At 69.2% G+C, this 16,995-nt stretch carries 10 protein-coding genes; 4 read left to right on the top strand and 6 right to left on the bottom strand.

The features are described from left to right. Nucleotide 1: 1 nt before the first annotated feature. The 6 genes from AC6I9V_RS03355 to AC6I9V_RS03380 all read right to left on the bottom strand — a co-directional run bounded on the left by AC6I9V_RS03355 (nt 2) and on the right by AC6I9V_RS03380 (nt 11,222). Nucleotides 2–973, bottom strand: coding sequence for an AAA family ATPase (locus AC6I9V_RS03355; protein ID WP_497898349.1), 972 nt, complete (start codon nt 971–973; stop codon nt 2–4). A 95-nt stretch (nt 974–1,068) separates the two neighbouring features. Then, nucleotides 1,069–7,203, bottom strand: coding sequence for an Ig-like domain-containing protein (locus tag AC6I9V_RS03360; protein ID WP_497898350.1), 6,135 nt, complete (start codon nt 7,201–7,203; stop codon nt 1,069–1,071). Nucleotides 7,204–7,323: 120 nt separating this feature from the next. Continuing rightward, nucleotides 7,324–8,640 (bottom strand): adenylate/guanylate cyclase domain-containing protein, encoded by a 1,317-nt coding sequence (locus AC6I9V_RS03365; RefSeq protein ID WP_497898351.1) that lies wholly within the window; start codon nt 8,638–8,640, stop codon nt 7,324–7,326. Then, on the bottom strand, nt 8,630–9,226 hold the full coding sequence (locus AC6I9V_RS03370; protein WP_497898352.1) for a PH domain-containing protein: 597 nt from the start codon (nt 9,224–9,226) through the stop codon (nt 8,630–8,632). The genes AC6I9V_RS03365 and AC6I9V_RS03370 overlap by 11 nt, the downstream gene beginning before the upstream one ends. Next, a complete protein-coding gene (locus AC6I9V_RS03375) occupies nt 9,219–10,136 on the bottom strand; it encodes a biotin--[acetyl-CoA-carboxylase] ligase (protein WP_497898353.1) in 918 nt (305 codons plus the stop codon). Before AC6I9V_RS03375 ends, AC6I9V_RS03370 begins: the two co-directional genes overlap by 8 nt. A 186-nt stretch (nt 10,137–10,322) precedes the next feature. Then, on the bottom strand, nt 10,323–11,222 hold the full coding sequence (locus AC6I9V_RS03380) for an SDR family oxidoreductase (protein WP_497898354.1): 900 nt from the start codon (nt 11,220–11,222) through the stop codon (nt 10,323–10,325). A 341-nt stretch (nt 11,223–11,563) separates the two neighbouring features. Between AC6I9V_RS03380 and AC6I9V_RS03385 the strand changes: the two genes are divergently transcribed. From AC6I9V_RS03385 to AC6I9V_RS03400, 4 genes are all read left to right on the top strand, one after another. Further along, complete coding sequence (locus tag AC6I9V_RS03385; RefSeq protein ID WP_497898355.1) at nt 11,564–13,147, top strand: acyl-CoA carboxylase subunit beta; 1,584 nt, start codon at nt 11,564–11,566, stop codon at nt 13,145–13,147. Further along, the gene (locus AC6I9V_RS03390) at nt 13,144–13,377 is read left to right on the top strand and encodes an acyl-CoA carboxylase subunit epsilon (RefSeq protein ID WP_349412604.1); all 234 of its coding nucleotides are present in this window, start codon (nt 13,144–13,146) and stop codon (nt 13,375–13,377) included. Before AC6I9V_RS03385 ends, AC6I9V_RS03390 begins: the two co-directional genes overlap by 4 nt. A 53-nt stretch (nt 13,378–13,430) precedes the next feature. Further along, nucleotides 13,431–15,140, top strand: coding sequence for a DUF885 domain-containing protein (locus AC6I9V_RS03395; protein ID WP_497898356.1), 1,710 nt, complete (start codon nt 13,431–13,433; stop codon nt 15,138–15,140). Between the two features lie 392 nt (nt 15,141–15,532). Next, a complete protein-coding gene (locus tag AC6I9V_RS03400) occupies nt 15,533–16,984 on the top strand; it encodes a dicarboxylate/amino acid:cation symporter (protein ID WP_349412602.1) in 1,452 nt (483 codons plus the stop codon). Nucleotides 16,985–16,995 lie beyond the last annotated feature (11 nt).

The raw sequence follows: 16,995 nt of genomic DNA on the forward strand, positions 1-16,995 counted from the left end.
CCTACACGGCGGCGCGCTGCTGCGGGGCGGCGACGTCCGCCAGCACCCGCGCCAGGACGGCGTCGGCGGTGGCGCCGGAGAACTCCGCTTCGGGGTCCATCACCAGGCGGTGCGTCCAGACGACGGCGGCGAGGTCCTTGACGTCGTCGGGCAGGACGAAGTTCCGGCCCTGGCCGGCCGCCCAGACCTTGGCGGCGCGGACCATGGCGAGGGCGCCCCGGACGGATACGCCCAGGCGGGTCTCGGGGGCGTTGCGGGTCTCCTCGCAGAGCCGGGAGATGTATTCGAGCACCGCGGTGTCCACGTGGGTGGTGGCGGCGAGGTCGGCCATGTCCGCGACGGCCTGGGTGGTGATCACGGCGGTGATCTCCTTGGAACGGTCCTTGAGGTTGGCCCCGCCCAGCAGCTGCACCGTGGACGCGTGGTCCGGGTAGCCGATCGAGGTCTTGATCAGGAAGCGGTCCAGCTGGGCCTCGGGCAGGCGGTAGGTGCCGGCCTGCTCGATCGGGTTCTGGGTGGCCATGACCATAAACGGCCGGCCGGCCTCGTAGGTGGTGCCGTCCACGGTGACGCGGGATTCCTCCATGACCTCCAGCAGCGCCGACTGGGTCTTGGGCGAGGCGCGGTTGATTTCATCCGCGAGGACGATGTTGTTGAAGATGGGCCCGTTGTGGAACTCGAACTTCTGCGTCTTCTGGTCATAGATGGTCACGCCGGTGACATCCGAGGGCAGCAGGTCCGGGGTGAACTGGATGCGGTTGTTGGAGCCCTGGACGGTGGCCGCCAGGGCGCGGGCCAGCGAGGTCTTGCCGGTGCCGGGGGCGTCCTCGAAGAGCACGTGCCCCTCGGCGAGCATGGCGGTGAAGGTCAACCGGATGACGTGCTCCTTGCCCAGCACGGCCTGGCCCACGTTGGCGACGAGTTTCTCGAAAGTGCCGGCAAACCATTCGGCCTGTTCGGTGGTCATGGTCATGGGTGGTCCTCTTCTGTGTCTGCTGGAAGCCGGGTGAGGGCAGGGTCGGTCCGCCGTGTCCGGCGGTTAGTTGAGTCGGCGGCAACACTGGCACGTCACCTGATCGGCATGCCATTGGGCGGGTTGCCGCCCAGGGACGTGGTGTCACTTCGGGCGAAGTTACCCGCCGCCATGCCGGTGGTGAGGTGGTACCACACGCCGGTCGGGTTGCTGGCGGTCTTGTTCCAGACGACGTAGTAGTCGGTTTGTTCCGTGGAGCCGGGGTCGAACCACTTGCCCGGGGCGATGCACTGGTCCGGGTTGCTGTTCCGGTAGCTGTTGGTGATGCTGTTGGGCTCAGTACAGGTCCGCACCGGCGTCGCCCGGATGCCCCAGGAGGTGGGTTGCGGCGGCGGCCCGCTCCGGGAGGAGTCGCTGCCACTCCGGCCGGGCTGGCCGGCACTGATGGCGCGCACCCGGAGGGTGTGCGTCTCGTCGTACCCGACGGTCCTGGAGTAGGACCGCAGGCCCGTATCCTGCCAGGCTCCGCCGTCCAGGCTGAACTGATAGCCCGTCACCGCGCGGCCGTTGCCGCTGGGCTGGTTCCAGGACCAGGAGACGGTCTTGTCACCCGCGCCGCCGCTGCCGCTGCCGGTCACGGTGGGCGCGAAGGCGAGCCCGTAGGGGTTCACCGTGTTGGAAGCGGGGCTGGCGTCGCCGGGGTTGCTGCTCCGCGAGGAGACAGCCCAGACCACAACGGCGGTGGCGGTCCCGTTGGGGGCGGATACCACGCCGCCCCCGGCCGGGATGGTGCCGCTGCCGTCGCCGGAGGTCAGCTTGTACCGGTAGCTGATCTCGCTGGCGCTGGAGCCGTTCCGCTGGGCAGCCGTCAACTGCGGGAACCTTACGTCGATCTTTCCGCCGTCGCCGCCGGTATCGTAGAGCGTCGCCGAGGGCTGCCCCACCATCGCCGGTTTGCCCACGGCACGGACTGCCCCGGACTGCGCGCTCGTCCCGGACGTTCCGGCCTTGTTCGTGGCCGCAACGGTAAAGGTGTAACCGGCCTCCGAGTTGTCCACGGTGATGTTCTGCGAGGTCCCGGAGACCTGCTGGCTGCCCACCGCGGCGCCGCCGCGGAACGTGGTCAGGGTGTAAGAGGAGATCGCGTCGCCGTTGTTGTTCGGCGCCGTCCAGCTGACCTTGACCTGGCTCTGGCTGCCCACCGAATCAGCCGCCGTCGCGCTCGGCGCCGCCGGGGTGACCGGCACGCCCGCGGGCGTCTCCGCGGCCGAGTAGGGGCTCCACTCGGAGGGGTCCTTGGCGTCGTTGCGGGCCAGGACGCGGACCTTGTAGGCCACCCCGTTCTGCAGGCCCTTCCAGACGTAGCTGGTTGAGGTCAGGTTCTGGATCTGGGCGTTCTGCCCGGCCGGCGCCGGCGAGATCTCCAGGTCGTAGGACTTGACCGCCGAGCCCTTGGATGCCGGGGCCGCCCAGCTGACGGTCAGCTGCTTGTCGCCGAACTTCAGCGTCGGTGCCGCCGGGGTGTCCGGTTTGACGTCCGGGCGGACCTCGGCCGAGGCCGGGGACCGTTCGGACTCGTCGATGCTGTTCGTGGCGGTGACCTGGAAGTGGTACTTGGTGTTGTTGCTCAGCCCGTTCAGGGTGCACGAGTTGGCCGGGCAGTCCTGGCGGTAGCCGCCCTCGCCGTAGACCGTGTACTTGGTGATAGGCGAGCCCCGGTCCGCCGGCGGCGTCCAGGTCAGCAGAGCGGTCCGGTCCCCCACGCTTTGCGCCTGCGGCGTTCCGGGGGCCAGCGGCTTGTCCTTGACGGTCAGCCGGATCCGCGCCGTAGCGTTGCGGGCGGGGTCCCCGGTCTTGTCCGCCACGGTGTAGGCCACCACCATGGTCCCGGAACCCGCGGGCGTGACCTCCACGTTCTCGCCGGCCACCCGGACGTTCCCGGTGCCGGTCTCGGCGGACGCGGAGACGATCTTCAGCGCCGTCTCCGGGAACGGGTTGGCATCGTTGGCCAGCACGTTGACGGTGACCGGTTTGCCGGCGGCGGCGTTGGCTTCGACGTCGTCGTTGGCCACCGGCTTGGGCCGGTTGGAGGCGGTGACCGAAAGCTGGTAGGTCGCCGTGGCCTCGAGCCCGCGGCGGTCCCTGGCCTTGACCTGGACCGCGCCGGTGGCACCGGCGTTGGTGCCGTCCTTGGCCGAGGCCTTCAGGGTCTTCCCGTCGATGCTGGCGTCGAAGCCGGCCGGGACGCCGCCCACCAGTTCGTACTTCATGGCGTCCGCGTCGCCCTCGTCCGGGTCCGTGGTCAGTTTCGCCAGGTCGGTGCTGGCGGTATCGCCCTTGGGCACCTCCACCTGGCTGCCCAGGAGCACCGGCGGGTTGTTCCGGTTGGGGTCCGGAAGAACCTTGGTGCGGATGCTGAGGGTGGATTTCAGCCCGGCCGGATCGTCCGGGCCGCTGCCGTCGGTGACCTCGAAGCTGAGCGAACCCGGGCCCACATAGTCCCTGCCGGCCGTGTACTTCAGGGCGGTGCCGCCGCCGGCCACTGGGTCCGAACCGTCCGCGCCGATCAGCTTGATCCGGTCCGTCTGGGTCAGCCGGGGCGAGCGGCCGTCGCGGACCTTCACCCATTCCTTGAGGTCCACGGTGACCGAGCCGCCGGCCACCACCTCAATGACCTCGTCCTTGGCCAGGGTGGGGACCTGCTGGCCCACGCCGGGGACCCAGATGATGGCGGTGGACTTCTGGCCGTCCACGTCCTCCACGGTGTACGGGATGAGCTGCGGGGCCTCGGTGAGCTCCACGATCATGGTCCCGTCCGGGCCCGGCCGGGCGGTCTTGGCCTCGGTGGCCACCTTGAGGTTCTCGCCCACCCCGTCCGGGTCCTCGTCGTTTCTGAGCACCGGGACATCGACGGCGGTCTTGCCGAGGGTCTGGGCTGAGGTCACCCTGTCATCGCGGGCGATGGGCGCCTGCAGGGGCACGTCCTTCTGCACCTTGACGGCGATCGCGGCCTGGGCCGTGGCGCCGCGGTCGTCGGCCACGGTGTAGCGGACGTTTTCGGTGCCTTCCGCGCCGGGAGCCAGCAGGACCACCCGGCCGCTCTGCTTGCTGACGGCGGCCTGCAGTTCCGGCGCGGCCTCAACGCCGTTGGCCAGGATCCGGATCGGGTCGCCGTCGGGGTCGGTGTCGTTGCCGGTGGCGTCCACCGCGATCTGGCGTCCGGGCCGGACCTTGACCTGGTCATCCACCGGGGTGGGTTTCTGGTTGGTGTCCCCGCGCGGGGCGATGCCCACGGTGACGGTGCCGGTGTTCACGGCGCCCTGCCGGTCCACCACCTTGTAGCGGAAGGTGTCCGTGCCGGCGCCGTCGCCGGCGGCGGTGAAGTCGATGAAGTTGCTGCCCACCGTGGCGGTGCCCATCGACGGGGTGCTGTCGATGCCGGTCAGCTGGACCGAGTCGCCGTCGGGGTCGATCCCGTCCAGCTCCACCGGGATCCGCACGGTGCCGGCTGCGACCACCCGGGCGGTGAGGTTCTTCGGCTGCGGCCGCGAGTTTTGGGCGCCCTCCAGCGGGAGGATGTGGATGGTGACGGCGGCGGCGCTCTTCTGGCCCTGCGGGTCCACGGCGTTGTAGATGGCGCGGACGGTCCCGGGCACGGCGCCGGCGATGAAGCGCAGGGTGTTCTCGGAGACGAAGCTCTTCCCGTCGGCCTCGGGCACGGGCTGCGGCAGTACCGGGTCCACGGTGAGTTTCTCGCCCTGCGGGTGGGTGTCGTTGGCCAGCACCGGAATGGTGACGACGTCGTTGACACGCACGTTCACCTCGTCCGGCTTGGGCTGCGGTGCCTCGACGACGGCAGGGGCCGGGACCGGGACCACCGAGACGCTGCCGGTGGCCGACTTGGTGCCGTTGGACATGGTGTAGCGGAAGGTGAACGGGGTCTTGCCGCCGGCCACGTCGGTGACCCTCAGGACGCTGTGGTCAATCACGCTGACCGAGGCGGTGGCGTTCTCCGGCAGCTGGACGGACTGCAGCACCAGCACTCCGCCGGCGGGGTCGGAGTCGTTGGCGAGCGGGTCTACCAGCACGTTGCCGCCCACCGGCATCAGGGCCAGGTCATGGACGGCCACCGGGCTGCCGGAATCCTTGCCCGACTCGACGTCCACGCGGATCAGGCCCTGGGTGCTTTGCGGGCCGTTGCTGGCGAGGTAGGTGAGGTAGACCGGGCCGGGGGTGTCGCTGCGGAAGGTGAACGTCCCGCCGTCGGTCACCGGGCCCAGCTGCGCCGGGCCCGCGGCCTCCACCTGGGCCAGGCGCAGCGCGCCGCCGTTGGGGTCGACGTCGTTCTTCAGCGGCGCGATCACAAGGTCCTGGCCGACGACGGCGGTGACGTGGTCCGCGTTGACCACCGGTTGCAGGGCTCCGGGGGGCTGGACGTTGACGATCACCTTGCCGGTGGTGGTGGCGCGGCCGTCCCAGATGGAGACGGTGACGGTCTTTTTGCCCGGGGCGGCCCCGGAATCCTGGTAGCTGAGCAGGCCGTCGCGGCGGACCTTGACCTGGTCCTGCTCGTTGTCGGCCTTGGCCTCCAGCAGCACCAGGTCGTCGCCGTCCGGGTCGGTCCAGTCGGTGAGGATGTTCTGGCTGACCGACTTGCCCTGCTCCACGAGCATGGTGGTGGGGTCGCCGCGCTTGAACAGCGGAGGCTTGTTCTCGTCCGGGCCCACCACGTTCAGGGTGATGCTGCCGGCGGCGGAGAGGCCGCGGCCGTCGGCGGCGTTGTAGCCGATGGTTTCGGTGCCGGGTTTCGCGTCGGCGGGAACGGAGATCTGGAAGGCGGTGCCGCCGTAGATGCTCTCGAGGGCGCCGGCCTTGGGCCCGTTGCCGGCAACCGAGGCGGTGAGGACGTCGCCGTCGGGGTCGGAGTCGTTGTCCAGCACGGACAGGACCGTGGTGCGGCCGGGGCGGACGCCGACGGCGTCGGGCTTCGTTTCCGGCGGCCGGTTCGGCTTGGTGCGGTCCGGGAGGATGTTGATGGTGTTGTTGTCCGCGGATTCCTGGTCCTGGTCATTGGACTGGTTCTTGGGCGGAATAACGTCGTCCCAGTTGTTCACCAGCTGCATGTTCTGGTTCACCAGCCACACGTTGCCCGAGTTCACGTCATTGAGCACCACCAGGTCCCGGTTCACCCGGAAGACGTAGCTGGGCGAGGCACTCGCCTTGGGCACCGCGACAGTCTTGTCATCGGCGTCGTTTTCGCAGTCCCGGACGTACTTGTTCGCACCGGACCACGCCGCATGCACGCAGCCGCCCAGCTGCACCGGCGCGGCCGGGACGCCCTGCCCGCCGAAGCTGGCCGTCGTCGCCGTTGAGCCATCCAGCGGCTGCTTCAGGAGCGCCTTGGGCGTCGCCACTGCCACGGCATTCGACGCCGGGCCGGGCTGCTGCAGCTTCGCGTCCTTGGCGTTCTCCAGCGCCAGCTCACGCCCGCCGGGCAGGAACAGCTTCCCCCGGCCGGCATCCAGCACTACCGGTGCGTCCCCCACCACCGTCAGCTGCACGCTGCCGGCGCCCTTGAGGCCTTCCCAGGTGCTCTCCTGCTTGTCGGTGGCCTTGCCGCCGGCGTCCACGGCGGTCACCGTCACCCGGCCCGCCTTGGGGTCCACGCTGTAGATCCGGTCATCGTCCCCGACGGCGGACACCGTCCCGGCACCGCCCGCCAGGACCGGTTCGGTGTTCTCCGGGTCGAAACCGTTCACGGTCGACGGGGAGAGTGCCCACACCGTGCCCTTGGCCGCATCCGTCACCGCGATGACCTTGGAACCGAAACTCACCTCGGCCGAGCCGGGCAGCTTCTTGTCGCCGCCCAGGCGCATCTGTGCGGCCGAGACCTGGTTCAGCGTCGAGCCCGATGCGTCGTCGACGAACACCGTCCCGGCGTCCTGCAGCACATCAAACTTCGTCGACGCCGGCGTCACCGCACCGTCCAGCACCCGCGAGGGGTAGTTCAGCCGGCCCACCGCGTTTTTCGACTTGGACACAACCCACACGCCGCCGTCGTTCAGCTCCACTTCGGTGGTCTTGAATCCCGGATACAGGATGGCGGCCGTCACCAGCACCGCCGAGGCGGCAACGAAGGAGGTACCCGTGACGAACCTGCGGCGCGTGCGTGATCCCAGTTTCCTGAAACCCGGCTTCGTGGCACCCAGCGCGGCGAAAAGTCGTGTCACAGCGTTAAATTTCCTTCAAGATTGTGGTGGTTTCCCCGGCGGACCCGAGAGAGGGCCCCCACTTCCCGCGACAGCCTACCGAACGATGTCCAGTAGCGCGATGGGGAGTGCTCCCCACGCCTAGTCCAGGACCAGGCCCCGCCCGCTGCCGCGCTGGAGCTCCACGGGGTGGATTTCGCCGAATCCGCGCACGTTCTCCGCGTCCCGGGGCAGCAGCACAAAGCGTTCGTCGTGCTCCAGGGCGGCGGCCGTCATGGAGTCCACCAGCACGGTGCCCGGATCGGCCAGCGCGGTGAGCCGGGCGGCCAGGTTCACGGTGGGGCCGTAGATGTCGCCCAGCCGGGAAAGGATGCGGCCCCAGACCATCGCGACGCGGGCCTGCGGCAGGATCTCGTCCTCGTTGAACGCCTGGGCGAGGGCGAGCGAGATCTCGGCGCCGGCCGCAGGGGTCTCGGCAATGTAGAGGACTTCGTCGCCCACCGTCTTCACCAGGCGTCCGCCGCCGACGGAGATGATCTCGGCGCACTTGTTCTCGAAGCGCTGCACCAGCTGGGCGAGCGTCTTTTCGTTCATCCGGCGGGACAGGCTGGTGTAGGAGACCAGGTCCGCGAAGCCCACGGCGCGAGCCAGCGGCAGCGGGGCGTCGTCCTCGTCCCCCTCGCGGCCCTCCTCGCTGGAGGCCAGGCCCGCTTCGGCCCGCACGGCAAGGCGCTGCACACCGGCATTGAGCTGGCGGCGCCACGAGTAGACCAGCATTTCCTCAAGCGCGTCCACCAGGGAGGGCAGCTCGCCGACCAGCCGCTTGCGGGCGACGGCGTCGGTGACGCCCTGCTGGTGGACCATATCCTCCACCAGGGCCTCGATCTGCCAGACCACCATCCGGTCCGTCATCTGCCCGATGGCGCGGGTGACGGAGATGGCGGCTTCCTCGGTGAGCTTGCCGGTGCGGACCAGGTCCACCACGGTGCTCAGGGCGGCCTGGTCCCGTTCGGTGAACGCGACGTCCTCATCGCCTAAGTTGGGGAAGCCGAGGGCGCGCCAGAGTTTCCGGGCGGACAGCAGCGAGAGCCCGGCGCCGGCAGCCACCTCGCGGCGGCGCAGCTTGCGTTCGCCGCCGAGCAGCCGTTGCTCCAGGGCCTTGGCGGCGAGACGTTCGGCGGACATGGTGCCGGTCGCGGGGGCGGCGTCGGCGGAGGCAGAGGCGGCGGCTGCGCCGCCGGTGGCGGCGTCGTCGCTTTCCTCGTCGTCGGCTGCGTTGTCGTCGCTTTGCTCAGCGTCGGCTGCGTCGCCGCCGGCTGTGCCGTCGGAGGGTGCTTCGGCGGCCGCGGAGTCCAGCACGGCTACTTCGAGGGCGGAGACATCCACCACTGCGTCCGGGACCTCCGACGGCTCGGGGGCCAGGAGTCCGGTGTCGGGGTGCGCGTTCTCAGCGTTCATCTCTTCCACCTTCCCTCATGTTCCCCGGCCAGTCGCCGGTGCCGTGCATCGTGTCGTCGGCCTCAATCAGTTCATCCTCCGGAATGTCGTCAATCGCGTCGAGGATGAAGTTCCGGAACGTCATGACCTCAGGGACGTCCGGGATCACCGTGCGTGAGGGGTACCCGGTGTCCAAGGATATATTCCCCGAACGCAATGACCGCTGGAGCAGCGTCTGTTCCACAAACACATTACGGACTGCGGCGAGCGGAACCTGTTGGTCGCGCCGTCGCAACATGCCGTAGCGGGCAATCAGCCGGCGGCTGGTCAGGGTGTAGCGGCTGGCGTGCCAGGTCACGACTTTGGGCAGGCAGTAGGCAACCAGGACCCAGGCTGCCAGGGCGAGGCTGGCGCCGACCAGCCACGGCGTCCAGGCCGGCGTGGCCAGCGGAATGAGCTTGGCCGGGCCGCCCTTCACAATCCAGGCGCAGGCGAAGGCGGTGAGGGCGCAGACCAGGATGAACAGCAGGGCCGGACCAATCAGCGTCCGGGGCTGGGGGCGGGTAACCACAATCACTTGCTCGCCCGGGAGGAGCTCTTTACGCATAGCCGCTTTCGCCGCCGGACTCGCCGGGAGGGGTCCAGGGGCGCAGGTGCACGACGTCGCCGGCGGTCACCACGTGTTCGTGCCCGCCGGCGTCGACCACGAGCAGGGAGCCGTAGTCGTCCAGCCGGGTGGCATGGCCGATGATCTCGTGGTCGCCGGGCAGCTGGGCCCGGACCTGCTTGCCGAGCGTGGTCAGCACGTGCTCCACCCGCTTGTGCAGCGAGGGCCCGCCGGCCATTCCCGCGGCGGGGTCGCCGTCGGCGTTGCAGAAGCTGCGGTAGAGCGTGGCGAAACGGGAGAGGTAGCTTTTCAGCAGCGCGGTCCGGTCCACCGTGGCGGGCTGTTCCAGCAGCACCGAGGTGGCGGTGGGCACCGGGAGCTCGGCCGCGGTGAGGGTGACGTTCAGGCCCGTGCCCAGGACCACCGGGGGCACGGCGCCGTCGCCCATTGGGCCCAGCTGCGCGAGGATGCCGGCGATCTTTTTGCCGCGGACCAGGACATCGTTGGGCCACTTGAGCTCGGCCGGGATCCCTGCCGTCTCCAGCAGGGCTTCCCGGAGAGCCAGGGCGGCAAGCAGCGAGAGCCAGGAGTAGCTCTGGGTGGGCAGCGGACGGCCCTCGGCGTTGACCGGACGGAGCACGATCGAGACGGACACGGAACTGCGGGCGGGAGCCTCCCAGTGCCGGTCGAGGCGGCCGCGGGCGGCGCTTTGATACTCGGCGGCGAGCACGGTGAGGTCCGGATGGGCCCGGGGATCCACGCTCACGCCGCGCAGCAAGTCCGCGTTGGTGGAGCCGGTGGAGTCCACCACGCTCAGCTGCGCGATGCCGTGGGCCGAGAGGAATGCGGCGTCGCCGAGGGCGCCCTGGTCCAGGGGTGGACGGTCCGGTGTCTCCTGAGCGGCTTCCATGCTTGAATCCTACCGAGTTACGGCTGCTCCGGCTCCGGCTCAGGCCCGGCGGATCCTCCCCGGTTTTGGACGCCGCCGCCGGCGGGTCGGCCCGACACACCGCGGAATTCCGGCGTCCAACCGGCAAAGGCGGGGAGTTTCGGCGGGCGCGGGCGAGCCCTCGGCCACCCGGAGGCCGCCGGAAACTCAGAGGAAAATGTCAGGGACCAGACGGTCCTCGGGGGCACCGAGGCTGTAGGGCGCGAAGTCGGTGACGCCGGCGGCGGCGAGAACCTGCTCGTCGGTGTAGAAGTTGCCGCTCCAGCTGCCGGATTCGGGGACCGCGTTGCTGGCGGTCAGCACGGCGTGGGCCGCGTCGGCCATGATCTGCGGGCCGCGCGCGCCGTGGACGATCTGCTCGCCCCCGGGCAGGTTGCGGATCGCCGCCGTGTCGATCAAGGTGCAGGGCCAGAGCGAGTTCACGCTGATGCCGTCCACCTTGAGCTCCTCGGCCAGGCCCAGGGTGGTCAGGCTCATGCCGTACTTGGCCATGGTGTAGGCCAGGTGCATTCCGGCCCACTTGGGATCCAGGTTCAGCGGCGGGGAGAGTGTCAGGATCTGTCCGGCGTCGGACTCGCGCAGCGCGGGCAGGGCAAGCTTGGACAGCAGGAAGGTGCCCCGGACGTTGATGTCCTGCATCAGGTCGTAGCGCTTCATGTCCAGGGCGTCGGTCTTGGACAGGTCGATTGCCGAGGCGTTGTTGACCACGATGTCGATTCCGCCAAAGCGTTCCACCGCGGCGGCCACGGCACCGGCGGCGTCGGCGTCCCTGCGCACGTCGCCCACCAGCGGCAGCGCCTGTCCCCCGGCCGCCTCGATCTGCTCGGCGGCGGAGTACACGGTGCCCTCGAGCTTGGCGTGCGGCAGGCCGGTCTTGGCCAGCAGCACGATGTTGGCTCCGTCCCGGGCGGCCCGGACGGCAATGGCCAGGCCGATCCCGCGGCTACCGCCGGACATCAGGATGGTGCGGCCCTGAAGGGAACCGGAGGCCTGGTACGGGCTCTGCTGGTGCGGGGACGTGCCCGAAGCGTCGTTGCTTGAAGTCATAGGGACACTTTAGCCGATGTTACTCGTCAGTAACATCCCCGGTTTCGGAGCGGCCGTGACGCTCCCGCCCGGTTACCGGCGGCACGGGCGCCCAAACGCAGCCGGCACCCGCGGAATTCCGGGGCCAGGCACCGATGCGGCCTTGAGTAACTGGGCTGGAACGCAGCCGAGGGCGGTGAAGGTCGGAGCGAAAATTGTAGGTTTTCTACAGCGGCGTGGGCGAATACCGTCACTAGACTTGCCAGCACGGCCATGTTTTTGTGTGGAATCCACTTAAACGCCACACAGGCCGGCGTCATTGCGCGAAGAACAGCAGAGAACAACAGAGCCGGAGACACTTGATGAGCCACGATCTGACCACGACCGCGGGGAAGATTGCCGATTTCCGCGACCGCCAGGCCCGTGCCGAGCAGCCCTCCGGCCCGGAAGCAATCGAGAAGCAGCACGCCCGCGGCAAGAACACCGCCCGCGAACGCATCGACCTGCTGCTCGACGCCGGTTCCTTCGTCGAGTTCGACGCCCTCGCCGTGCACCGCTCCACCGCGTTCGGCATGGAGAAAAAGAAGCCGCTCGGCGACGGCCTGGTGTCCGGCTACGGCACCGTGGACGGCCGGCCCGTCGCCGTCTACAGCCAGGATTTCTCCGTCTACGGCGGATCGCTGAGCCAAGTCAACGGCGAGAAGATCGTCAAGGTCCAGGAGTTCGCGCTGCGCAACGGCTGCCCCGTGGTCGGCATCCTCGACGGCGGCGGCGCCCGGATCCAGGAAGGCGTCGCCTCGCTGGCCATGTTCGCGGACATCTTCCGCAACAACGTGCACGCCTCCGGGGTTGTCCCGCAGATCTCGCTGATCATGGGCCCCTCCGCCGGCGGCGCGGCCTACTCCCCCGCCCTGACCGACTACGTGGTCATGGTGGACAAGACCTCGCACATGTTCATCACCGGCCCGGACGTGATCAAGACCGTCACAGGCGAAGACGTGGACATGGAAACCCTCGGCGGGGCGCGGCAGCACAACGCCAACACCGGCACCTCCACCTACCTCGCCGCCGACGAGGCGGACGCGGTGGAGTTCGTGCGCGAACTGCTGGACTTCCTGCCGTCCAACAACCTCGCCGAGGCCCCCGTGCTGGAGCACTCCCAGGAGTTGGAGCTCGACGACGACGACCTCGCCCTCGATGTGCTGATCCCGGACTCGGCCAACCAGCCCTACGACATGCGCAAGGTGATCGAGCAGATCGTCGACGACGCGCACTTCCTGGAGATGCAGTCGCTCTACGCGCCGAACGTGATCATCGGCTACGGCCGCGTCGAGGGCCACACCGTCGGGATCGTGGCCAACCAGCCGATGCAGTTCGCCGGAACCCTGGACATCGCCGCTTCGGAGAAGGCCGCCCGCTTCGTCCGGAACTGCGACGCCTTCAACATCCCCATCATCACGCTGGTGGATGTCCCTGGCTTCCTGCCCGGCAAGGACCAGGAGTTCCAGGGCATCATCCGCCGCGGCGCCAAGCTGCTCTACGCCTACGCCGAGGCCACCGTGCCGAAGCTGACCGTGATCACCCGCAAGGCGTACGGCGGGGCGTACATCGTGATGGGCTCCAAGAAGCTCGGCGGCGACCTCAACCTGGCCTGGCCCACCGCGCAGATCGGCGTCATGGGTGCCCAGGGTGCGGTCAACATCCTGTACCGCCGCGAACTCGCCGCGGTCGCGGAGGCCGGCGGCGACGTCGAGGCCAAGCGCGCCGAGGTCATCCGGCAGTACGAGGAGGAGCTGCTCAACCCGTACCAGGCCGCGCAGCTGGGCTATGTGGACGCGGTGATCGCCCCGTCCGAGACCCGGGTCCAGATCATCAAGGGCCTGCGCGCGCTGCGGGACAAGCGGGCCAGCCTGCCCGCCAAGAAGCACGGGAACATCCCGCTGTGACGGCACCCGAGACGGGAACCGGCGCGGAGCCGGAACAGCCGCTGCTGGCCGTGGTGAAGGGCGAGCCGACGGCGGAGGAACTCGCGGCGCTGACCGCCGTCGTCCTCTCCCTCGGCAGCAGCGAGCCGGCCGCGCCGGAAAAGCCGGGCGCCCGGCACTGGATCCGGCGGCAGCAGCTGCAGCTGGCGCCGAAGCCCGGCCCGGGTTCGTGGAAACGCAGCCGCGGCTAGAAAAAGTTCAGTAACCCTTTCATAACTGGCCGGGCCCGGCTAGTCTCGTTCGGGTGACTACCGAAACAACTGAGAACACCACGCCCGACAACCCGGGGGCTGCGCGCCCGCAGACCGCGATCGACGCCGTCGCCGACGCTTTCACGGACACCCTGATCCGGCTAAACCCGAGTTTCGCCACCGAGCTCGGCCTGCCCGGCCACGAAACCGAGTACCCGGACTTCTCCCCGGCCGGTCACGGGGAGTTCGCCGCCGCCGCGCGCGAGGCCCTCACCGCGCTGCAGGGACTGGAGCCCGCGGACGACGTCGACGCCGTCACCCTGGACGCGATGCGCGAACGCCTGGGCCTGCAGCTGGAATTCCACGACTCCGGCTGGGACCTGGCCGAACTGAACAACATCGCCTCCCCGCCCCAGGAGATCCGCGCGATCTTCGACCTGATGCCGACCGACACCGCCGCGCAGTGGGACCACATCGCGGGCCGGGCGCACAATGTCCCGGCCGCCCTGGACGGCTACATCGTGTCCCTTCGCACCGCCAAGGAAGCCGGCCGGGTCGCCGCCGCCCGGCAGGTGCGGATCGTGATCGAGCAGACCACCAAGCACGCCGCGGAGGACGGCTTCTTCGCCAAGCTCGCCGCCGAGGCGAAAACCGCCGAGGCCCCGCTGCCCGAGGACGTGCAGGCCAAGCTCGACGCCGGCGCTGCCGCCGCCCGCGCCGCCTACGCCCGGCTGGCCGGCTTCCTGGAAGCCGAGCTGCTGCCGGCCGCCCCGGAGAAGGACGCCGTGGGCCGCGAGCGCTACGCCCTGGCCTCCCGCTCCTTCCTCGGCGCCACCGTGGACCTCGAGGAGACCTACGCCTGGGGCGTGCAGGAACTCGACCGACTGATCGCCGAGCAGGAGCGGGTGGCCAACCAGATCCGCCCCGGCGCCACGGTTGACGAGGCCAAGGAGATCCTGAACAACGATCCGTCCCGCCAGCTCAAGGGCACCGACGCCCTTCAGGCCTGGATGCAGGAGCTCTCCGACAAAGCCGTGGCTGACCTCGCCGGTGTGCACTTCGACATTCCGGACGCCATGAAGACCCTTGAGTGCAAGATTGCCCCCACCCAGGAGGGCGGCATCTACTACACCGGCCCGTCGGATGACTTCAGCCGCCCGGGCCGGATGTGGTGGTCCGTACCGCCGGGAGAGGACACCTTCACCACCTGGGCCGAGACCACCACGGTCTACCACGAGGGCGTTCCGGGCCACCACCTGCAGGTCGCCACCGCCACCTACCGCCGCGAACTGCTGAACAAGTGGCGGCGCAATGTCTGCTGGACCTCCGGCCACGGGGAAGGCTGGGCACTGTACGCCGAGAAGCTCATGCAGGAACTGGGCTATCTGAAGGATCCGGGCGACCACATGGGCATGCTGGACATGCAGCGCATGCGGGCCGCGCGGGTGGTCTTCGATATTGGCGTACATCTGGAGTTGCAGGTGCCCGAGCGTTGGGGGTCGGGCACCTGGACTCCGGATACGGGGTACGAGTTCCTCAAGCAGAACCTCGCGATCAGCGAGGGCCAGCTGAAGTTCGAGTTCACCCGCTACCTCGGCTGGCCGGGTCAGGCGCCGTCGTACAAGGTGGGCCAGCGGCTCTGGGAGCAGATCCGCAGCGAGCTCGAATCCCGCCCGGGCTTCGACCTGAAGGCGTTCCACTCCAAGGCGCTGAACATGGGGTCCGTGGGGCTGGACACGCTGAAGCGGGCGCTCCTGGGGTAGGCCGGGTTGTCCGGGAAGGCGGCCGTGCAGCCGCCTCCCGGTGCAGCGGCACGGCCGCCTTCCTCCGCGTGCTCGCTCGTTCTCCCCACCGTCTCCCTAACCTCGCAAGCTCGGCCAGGGAACCCTGACGGCGTGGGCCCACGCTTAGACGCACGCTTCCGGAAGACTGCCGCGCCGCTGCCTGCTCCCCCGGGCCTGGCGCACTTTCCATGCCTGGTCCTCGCGACCCGTCCACACGAGACAATCGCCACATCCCGGGGTGGAATAACTTCATAAACGGGTGGTCTTTCGGCGTCTTTCCGGGGATTTTGTGGGCGGGGGAATATTCGGAGTGCGTAATATTTCTCAACGTTTGTTCGTCGTGTTATGCGCGGGGGTTCTAGCGTGTTCGGGTGACCACTCAGACAAGCACCCCCGCAACCGCAGGAAAGCCCGGTTTCCAGCTGCCCAAATGGGCCGGCTCTTTTGGCTTCCAAATCATCGCCGCCCTGATCGTCGGCCTGGGCCTTGGCCTGCTCGCGAAGTACACGGGCAGCACCAAGACCAACCCGAACGCCCTCGGCGCCACCCTGCAGACCATCGGCTCGAGCTACGTCTCGCTGCTGCAGACCGCCGTCGTGCCCCTCATCTTCACCGCCGTCGTCAGCTCCATCTCCAACCTGCGCGCCGTCTCCAACGCGGCCCGGCTGGCCTGGAACACGCTGCTCTGGTTCGCCATCACCTCGCTGATCGCCGTGCTGATCGGCATCGGCCTGGGCGTGCTACTGCAGCCGGGCGCCGGCACCGGCATCACGCAGCAGGCCAAGTACGCCGGCAAGTCCGGTGACTGGTGGGCCTTCCTGATCGGCCTGTTCCCGAAGAACTTCCTGGGCCTGGGGGCCAGCACCACCGTCACCGACGGCGTCGCCACCACCGCCGTGAGTTTCAACGTCCTGCAGATCCTCGTGATCGCGATCGCCGTCGGCATCGCCGCGCTCAAGGTGGGCAAGGCCGCCGAGCCGTTCCTGAACCTCAACGCCTCCGCCCTGGCCGTGATCCAGAAGGTCCTCTGGTGGATCATACGGATCGCCCCGCTCGGCACGGTCGGCCTGATCGGCAACGCCGTGGCCGTCTATGGCTGGGACACCATCGGCTCCCTCGGCAAGTTCACCTTCGCCATCTACGTGGGCCTGGCGCTCGTGCTGTTCGTGGTCTACCCGGTCCTGGTCCGCAGCCACGGCCTGTCCATCAAGCAGTACTTCTCCGGCGTCTGGCCGGCCGTGCAGCTGGCCTTCGTCTCCCGGTCCTCGGTGGGCACCCTGCCGCTGACCCAGCGCGTGACCGAGCGCTCCCTGGGCGTGCCCCGCGCCTATGCCTCCTTCGCCGTGCCGCTGGGAGCCACTACCAAGATGGACGGCTGCGCCGCGATCTACCCGGCCATCTCCGCGATTTTCGTGGCCCAGTTCTTCGGCATCCAGCTGGACTTCAGCCAGTACCTGCTGATCGCCCTCGTCTCGGTGCTGGGCTCCGCCGCGACCGCCGGCACCACCGGCGCCGTTGTGATGCTGACCCTGACGCTCTCCACGCTGGGACTGCCGCTGGCCGGCGTCGGGCTCCTGCTGGCGATCGACCCGATCCTGGACATGGGCCGCACCGCGGTCAACGTGGCCGGCCAGGCCCTGGTCCCCACCATCGTGGCCAAGCGCCAGGGCATCCTCGACGAGGCGCTCTACAACGCCCCGCGCAACGGCGACCCGTTCAGCGACGACGTTGTTGACACTGTTGACGCCGCTCCAGTTGACGCTTCCCTTGACGCCGACGGCGGCGCACCGGCCGGGCGCGAACTGGCCGGCGCGAAGGCCTAGCAACGGGCCCA

It is taken from the genome of Arthrobacter sp. SlRoot2-15, assembly GCF_059739345.1.

Bases quoted from the DNA above. Each gene is read 5' to 3' on its own strand.
- AC6I9V_RS03375 (WP_497898353.1), bottom strand. From the start codon at position 10,136: ATGGAAGCCGCTCAGGAGACACCGGACCGTCCACCCCTGGACCAGGGC.
- AC6I9V_RS03365 (WP_497898351.1), bottom strand. From the start codon at position 8,640: ATGAACGCTGAGAACGCGCACCCCGACACCGGACTCCTGGCCCCCGAG.
- AC6I9V_RS03370 (WP_497898352.1), bottom strand. From the start codon at position 9,226: ATGCGTAAAGAGCTCCTCCCGGGCGAGCAAGTGATTGTGGTTACCCGC.
- AC6I9V_RS03355 (WP_497898349.1), bottom strand. From the start codon at position 973: ATGACCATGACCACCGAACAGGCCGAATGGTTTGCCGGCACTTTCGAG.
- AC6I9V_RS03380 (WP_497898354.1), bottom strand. From the start codon at position 11,222: ATGACTTCAAGCAACGACGCTTCGGGCACGTCCCCGCACCAGCAGAGC.
- AC6I9V_RS03385 (WP_497898355.1), top strand. From the start codon at position 11,564: ATGAGCCACGATCTGACCACGACCGCGGGGAAGATTGCCGATTTCCGC.